General features: G+C 68.1%; 6 protein-coding genes and 1 pseudogene. 4 read left to right on the forward strand and 3 right to left on the reverse strand.

All coding sequences use genetic code 11. The features are described 5' to 3' along the window. Nucleotides 1–6: 6 nt before the first annotated feature. Entirely contained in the window at nt 7–216 is a 210-nt protein-coding gene (locus tag J2X52_RS16420; protein WP_310155871.1) for a hypothetical protein, read from the forward strand. Between the two features lie 64 nt (nt 217–280). On the opposite strand, the gene J2X52_RS16425 is transcribed toward J2X52_RS16420, so the two are convergent. Next, nucleotides 281–493, reverse strand: a complete 213-nt coding sequence (locus J2X52_RS16425) for a YdcH family protein (protein ID WP_310155874.1) — start codon at nt 491–493, stop codon at nt 281–283. A gap of 160 nt (nt 494–653) precedes the next feature. On the opposite strand from J2X52_RS16425, the gene bamE reads away from it, so the two are divergent. Then, nucleotides 654–1,250, forward strand: a complete 597-nt coding sequence (gene bamE / locus J2X52_RS16430; protein ID WP_310155876.1) for an outer membrane protein assembly factor BamE — start codon at nt 654–656, stop codon at nt 1,248–1,250. Nucleotides 1,251–1,403: 153 nt separating this feature from the next. Here bamE and J2X52_RS16435 read toward each other — a convergent pair whose 3' ends face one another. Then, complete coding sequence (locus J2X52_RS16435) at nt 1,404–3,059, reverse strand: ATP-binding cassette domain-containing protein (RefSeq protein WP_310155878.1); 1,656 nt, start codon at nt 3,057–3,059, stop codon at nt 1,404–1,406. Nucleotides 3,060–3,309: 250 nt separating this feature from the next. Next, nucleotides 3,310–3,962, reverse strand: a pseudogene (locus J2X52_RS16440) (SDR family oxidoreductase). A gap of 111 nt (nt 3,963–4,073) precedes the next feature. On the opposite strand from J2X52_RS16440, the gene ttcA reads away from it, so the two are divergent. Both ttcA and J2X52_RS16450 read left to right on the forward strand, forming a co-directional pair. Beyond that, nucleotides 4,074–5,003, forward strand: coding sequence for a tRNA 2-thiocytidine(32) synthetase TtcA (gene ttcA, locus J2X52_RS16445; protein WP_310155880.1), 930 nt, complete (start codon nt 4,074–4,076; stop codon nt 5,001–5,003). Nucleotides 5,004–5,117: 114 nt separating this feature from the next. Further along, on the forward strand, nt 5,118–6,020 hold the full coding sequence (locus J2X52_RS16450; RefSeq protein WP_310155883.1) for a recombination-associated protein RdgC: 903 nt from the start codon (nt 5,118–5,120) through the stop codon (nt 6,018–6,020). The last annotated feature ends 147 nt before the right edge of the window (nt 6,021–6,167 follow it).

The following is a 6,167-nucleotide window of genomic DNA, read 5'->3' on the forward strand; positions in this document are numbered from 1 at the left end:
CGAGGCGTGACAGTTTTCGACGGTGATCTGTTCGGCATTCTTGATCTGTTCTCGTGGCGCGTGCTCGTACCGACGACCATCGGGATCGTGGCCGCCCTGTCGATCTACTACCTGGGTGGCCGAACAGGTGCGGCCGTCGTCGTCGCCTGCGTTGCTGGCGGCGCGGGATTTTGCATCGGCCTGCTGTGGGACGTCGTCCACAGACGATTCCGATGATGCGTCGAACACCCTGACCGCATCCACTCGAAAGCGCATGCGGGGAACGACACGAGTGCGCGCCTCAGGCCGGCTCGTCCGGAATCAGGTCCGACTCCAGTCGGGCGATGCAGTCCTTGAGCTGCAGCTTGCGTCTCTTCATGCGCTGCATCGCCAGCGCTTCTGGCGCCGGCGTGGCCTGCAGCTCGGCGATGGTGCGGTCGAGATCACGATGCTCGGTGCGCAGCCGCATCAGCAGCGCGATCCGGCTCTGGATGATGTCCGTGTCGGTCGACATGCGGTGCAGCTTATCCCAAGCTCGCGGTGGTTCGGAGGCTTGGCGGCGTGCGGGGACACTGCAACAATGCGCTGCGCCGCGCAGGGGGCCGGCGCGACCTCGGCGCATGCCGCGTGGTGCCCCTCTGCGGCAGCCCCGGCCGCTTCGCCAAGGAACCAGGATGTCCCTACGATCCAATCGCCGCGCGCCTTCGCGCATCGCTGCTTCACTGCTTGCCCTCGCCGCGCTTACGGCCACCGCACAGGTCTGTGCGCAGGAGAAGTACGACGGCTACCTGTGCTGCAACCTGCGCAGCGACGGCAGCTGGATCAGCGACAGCAACTACGCCGAGAACGGCAAGCGCGTGATTCCGGTCGGCACGCCGACCAGCGTGACCGGCTATGGCCGCCACCGCGTCAATGTGCGCATCGACGGCACGCGCCAGGCGATCGGCAACGACTACAGCCGCGACATCGCGCTGGCCGACTTCGCGAAGCGTTACGTGGTGACCGAGGATCCGGCGGCGAAGATCGCCACGTATCCGGCCAAGATCCAGGACGCGATCAAGCGCGCGAAGATCACGCCCGGCATGAGCCGCGAGCAGGTGCTGATGTCGCTGGGCTACCCGATCAGCAGCGAGAACCCGGATCTTGAATCGAACCTGTGGCGTTACTGGATGAGCAGCTTCGCCGAGTTCCAGGTGCAGTTCGACGACGCGGGCCGCGTGCGCGAGATCACCACCGATCCCAATACCCGCAATCTGGTGTGGATGCCCTGAGGCGACTGCGTTCTGCTTGATGCAGGTGTGGGAAGACAGGCGCCGGAAGGCGCCTGTCCTCATTCCGGGGGCGAGGTGTCTGAAGGTTTTGCGCGCCAGGCCGCAAGATGGGTTTCGCCGCGTTCTACCCATCCTGCGGTCGCGTCTTGTAGCTCAGGGATCGACGGCTTCCAGATGGAGGCGCTCAGTGTCGAGGTGCAGGCGGTGGGTCAACGCCAGCGCATCGAGCAGCGCGGGGTCGTGACTGACGACGAGCAAGGCACCGGGCCAGCCGCGCAACAGGGCGACGAGCGCCTCGACGCTGTCGAGATCAAGATGGCTCGCCGGTTCGTCGAGCAGCAGCAATGGAGCGGCCGGCTGCGCCCACGCCGCAGCCGCGAGGGCGATTCGCATGCGTTCGCCGCCCGACAGCAGGCCCAGCGGCTGGCGGGCCCTTGCGCCGGCGAGGCCGAGCAGGGCGAGTCGCGTTGCGGGCACATCCATCGCATCCGCCTGCATGCGCGCGGCCAGCCAGTCGAGCGCCGGCATTGCGTCGGGTAAGGTCGCGAGCATCTGGTCGAGTAACTGCACCGGCACGCAGGCGTCGACCGTGCCGCTGGCGAGCCCCGCCTCGCCACACAGCGCGCGCAGCAACGTGCTCTTGCCGCTGCCGTTGCGACCTTCGAGCCCGATCCGCACCTGGCCGAACGCATCCCATGTCAAGGCTTCGGCCGGCGCGTCGGCCAGGGGATGCGCGCCAGTGAATCGCAGCACCCTGCGGGCGCCAGGCAACACGACACCGGCATCGACGAACGCGGGCGCTGGCGTGGCATCGATCGCGGCGAACGCGTCCCGGACCGCGGTTTCGCCGTCGGCGAGACGCTGTGCCAGGGCGCCGCGCGCGCGTCCGGCGTGGCGCTCGGCATTGCCCTTGGCCTGATCGAGCAGCAGCGGCGACTGGTTGCTGTCTTCGCGCATCCGCCGACCGCGCGCCTTGCGCTGGTCGAGCCGCTGGCGTTCGCGTCCGACCGCGCGTTGTGCCCGGGCGCGATCGGTCCGCGCCTGTGCGAGCGCGTCTTCGGTCTGCCGACGCGCCCCCTCGCGCGCCGCGCGCCAGGCATCGAGTCCGCCCTCGATCCAGTGCAGTCCGTCCGGACGCAGCTCGACCAGTCGCGGCATCACGCGCAGCCAGACAGGGTCGTGCGTGACGATCAGCGTGGCGCCGGCGCGCTGCAGGAAGTGCCGGCACCAGTGCGTGGACACATCGCCGTCGAGGAAGGTGCTGGGTTCGTCGAGCAGCAGCACGCGGGCATCACGCCACGACGCCGCGAGCAGACGCAGCTGCTGGACCTGACCGCCCGAGAGGCGCGCAGGATCGGATGTCGGCGCGAGATCCTGGAACCCCAACGCTTCGAATGCGGCATGCAGGCGCGTTTCGAGTGTCCAGTCGTCGTCGACACAGGCAGCATCGGCCGCGTCGCCATCACCGGCCAGCAGTCGTTGCAGCGCGTCGAAACGCGCGCCGAGACCCAGCAGATCGACCACACGGGCAGGCAGTGGACCCGGATGCTGCGTCAGATGATGCAGACCGCCGGCCACCTCGATCGTGCCCGCGCGCGCGCCCTCCACCAGTTGCCGAAGCAGCGTGGACTTGCCCACGCCATTGGCGCCGACCAAGGCACTGGCGCCGTCGTGCAGCACCAGCGAAAGGGCGTCATAGAGCACGCTGCCGTCGTCACGCGCGGCGGACAGGCCACGGGCGCGCAGCGCGGGGACGACGGAAGAGACGGACAACGACGCGGACGGCGTCGGGGAGACGGGCACGGACATGGAAGACCTCGCGGACATGGGGGCGCGACCCGTGTGGGTCGTCGGACTCGATGTCGGCTCAGTACTTCACGTCATTGCGCTCCTGAGGAATTCCTTGCGACAGCGCGTGCTGCAGCGGGCAGTCGCGAAATCGGCGTGCAGTCTACGACCGCGCGCCTCACCGAAGCATTAACGCCGGGATCGATCGATGATGTCGCGTGTGCGGCTCCGGCGCCCGCACTGCACTTCATCCAGCACCACGCGCCCGCGATCAGCGCGCGCCGACGAAGGCTTCGATTGGCGTATCGCCGTCGACGAAATCCAGCGTGCGGCCCACGGTGCCAGGTGTCTCCAGCACGATGGCCGCAGCCGCCGCCACATTCCCGCGCGAGACCGGCGTGCCGCTATCGGCGGTGCGGCCATCGGTGATGCGTCCAGTGCCGGCAGCGTCGGTCAGCAGGCCCGGCCCGAGGATGGTCCAGTCCAGTGCGCTGGCGCGCAGATGCGCATCTGCAGCGGCCTTGGCCTGCGCGTAGGCGAGAAGCCGTCGTCCGGCGCGATGCCGTGGTCGAAACCGGCGCCGAGGTAGGACACCATCACATAGCGCCGAACGCCAGCAAGGGCCGCCGCATCAATCGAACGGATCGCCGCATCGCGGTCGACCGCATAGGTGCGCGCGGGATCGCCGCCGCCCGCACCGGCGGACCAGACGACGGCGTCATGTCCGGCGAGCTGCCCGGCGATGGCGTCCGTCTCCGCGTGTTCGATGTCGAACACGACCGGCGTCGCGCCCGTCGCAGCGACGGCGTCACGATGGGCGGCATTGCGGAACAGTGCGGTCACGGTATGCCCGCGCCCGGTGAGGCGCCTGGCCAGCTGCAGGGCGACGCGGCCGTGGCCGCCGATGATGACGATGCGCGACATGGCGCTCTCCGTTCAACTGGAATGGCGTCGCAGCCTTGCACAACGCATGTTGGCGCGCGGTCGCAGGCGCGTTGCGGCAACGCCCGAACCCGCGCCCGGTAAACTGGCCCGATGAGTATCGTCCTGCCCCTGCACGAACCGCTGCCGCATGCGCGCGATCCGCGCCGTGGTGCGCAGACCGTGCACACGCTGGGCAAGCGGCTGCGTCATCAGGTGGGCCGCGCGATCGCCGACTTCGGCATGATCGAGGACGGCGACCGGGTAATGGTGTGCCTGTCGGGCGGCAAGGACAGCTACACCCTGCTCGACATCCTGCTGCAGCTGCAATCGAAGGCACCGGTGGCGTTCTCGATCACCGCGGTGAACCTGGACCAGAAGCAGCCCGGATTTCCCGCGCATGTGCTGCCGGACTATCTGGCGTCGCTCGGCGTCGACTTCCACATCATCGAGCAGGACACCTATTCGGTCGTCAGCCGGGTGATCCCGGCAGGCAAGACGATGTGTTCGCTGTGCTCGCGCCTGCGCCGCGGCGCGCTGTACAACCACGCGACGCAGCACGGCTTCACCAAGATCGCACTCGGCCACCACCGCGACGATCTGGTCGCAACGTTTTTCCTCAACATGTTCTTCCACGCGAAACTCGGCGGCATGCCGCCGAAGCTGCGCAGCGACGACGGCAAGCATGTCGTGATCCGCCCGCTGGTCTATGCGGCCGAAGACGACATCGCCGCGTATGCGCAGTCCAGGGCGTTCCCGATCATTCCCTGCACCCTGTGCGGCTCGCAGGAAAGTCTGCAGCGCAAACAGATCCAGAAGATGCTGGACACCTGGGAGCGCGAAACGCCCGGCCGCATCGAGACGATCGCGCGTTCACTGGGTAATGTCTGTCCGTCGCAGCTCAGCGATCCGGCATTGTTCGACTTCCGCGCGCTCGGTGCGGAGGCGTCTGCGACCATCGCCGATGTCGGGCTGCCCGACCCGCAGGACGCTTTGATCGACACCGCGGCAGGGCAGGCATGCGCACCGCCGTCCGCGCCATGACTAGACGCATCCAGTCGCACCCGCAGGACCGCGGCCCGACCGAACCCCTTTGTTCCTGACGCCCACCGCTCCCGTGCGGCGTCCTTCCCCACTTCCAATGGAATCATCAGCCTCATGTTCTTTCGCAATCTGACCCTGTTCCGCTTCCCCACCAACCTCGATCTCTCCGAGCTCGACGCGCGCCTGGCGGAATTCCCGCTCAAGCCGGTCGGTCCGCTGGAGATGTCCTCGCACGGTTTCGTTTCGCCGCTGGGCCGCGAAGCCGAAGTGATGGCGCATCGCATCGAGGACACCATCTGGGTCACCGTCGGTGGCGAGGAAAAGATCCTGCCCGGCCCGGTGGTCAATGAACTGCTGTCGCGCCGCATCGAGGAGTTCGAAGAGAAGCAGGGCCGCAAGCCCGGCGGCAAGATGCGCAAGCAGATGAAGGACGATCTGCTGCAGGAACTGATGCCGCGTGCGTTCGTGAAGCCGGTGCGCAGCGATGCGCTGATCGATCTCGAACACGGCGTGGTCGCGGTGAATTCCTCCAGCCGCAAGAGCGCGGAGAACCTGGTGTCGAACATCCGCACCGCGCTCGGCAGCTTTCCCGCGCTGCCGCTCAACGCCGAAGTCTCGCCGCGCGGCGTGATGACCGGTTGGATCGCCGGCGAGCCGCTGCCCGACGGCCTGACGCTCGGCGAGGAATGCGAACTCAAGGATCCCTCCGACCAGGGCGCGATCGTGCGCTGCCAGCGGCAGGACCTGCAGTGCGAGGAGATCACCCGCCACCTCGATGCCGGCAAGCAGGTCACCAAACTCGCGCTCAACCTCGACGACCACGTTTCGTTCGTGCTCGGTGAGGATCTGATCGTGCGCAAGTTCAAGCTGCTCGACGGCGCGCTGGATTCGCTCGAGCACACCGACAACGACGACATGCGCGCCGAACTCGATGCCCGCTTCGCGCTGATGCGCGGCGAGTTCAAGCGCCTGTTCAAGGTGCTCGAAGGCGCGTTGAAGCTGTCGAAGGCGGAGTGATCCGCCTCCCGTAGGAGCGGGGGGGGGGGGGCGGGGGCCGCCCCCCCCCCCCCCCCCCCCCCCCCCCCCCCGCGCCCAGCGGCGGACGGTGAACCCAACCCGCACACCCAACAGGGGGTTGGGGAGCCCCGGGGGAAGCGGGGGGCG

The sequence above is a fragment of the Luteimonas sp. 3794 genome (genome assembly GCF_031456825.1).
GTDB lineage: Bacteria > Pseudomonadota > Gammaproteobacteria > Xanthomonadales > Xanthomonadaceae > Luteimonas.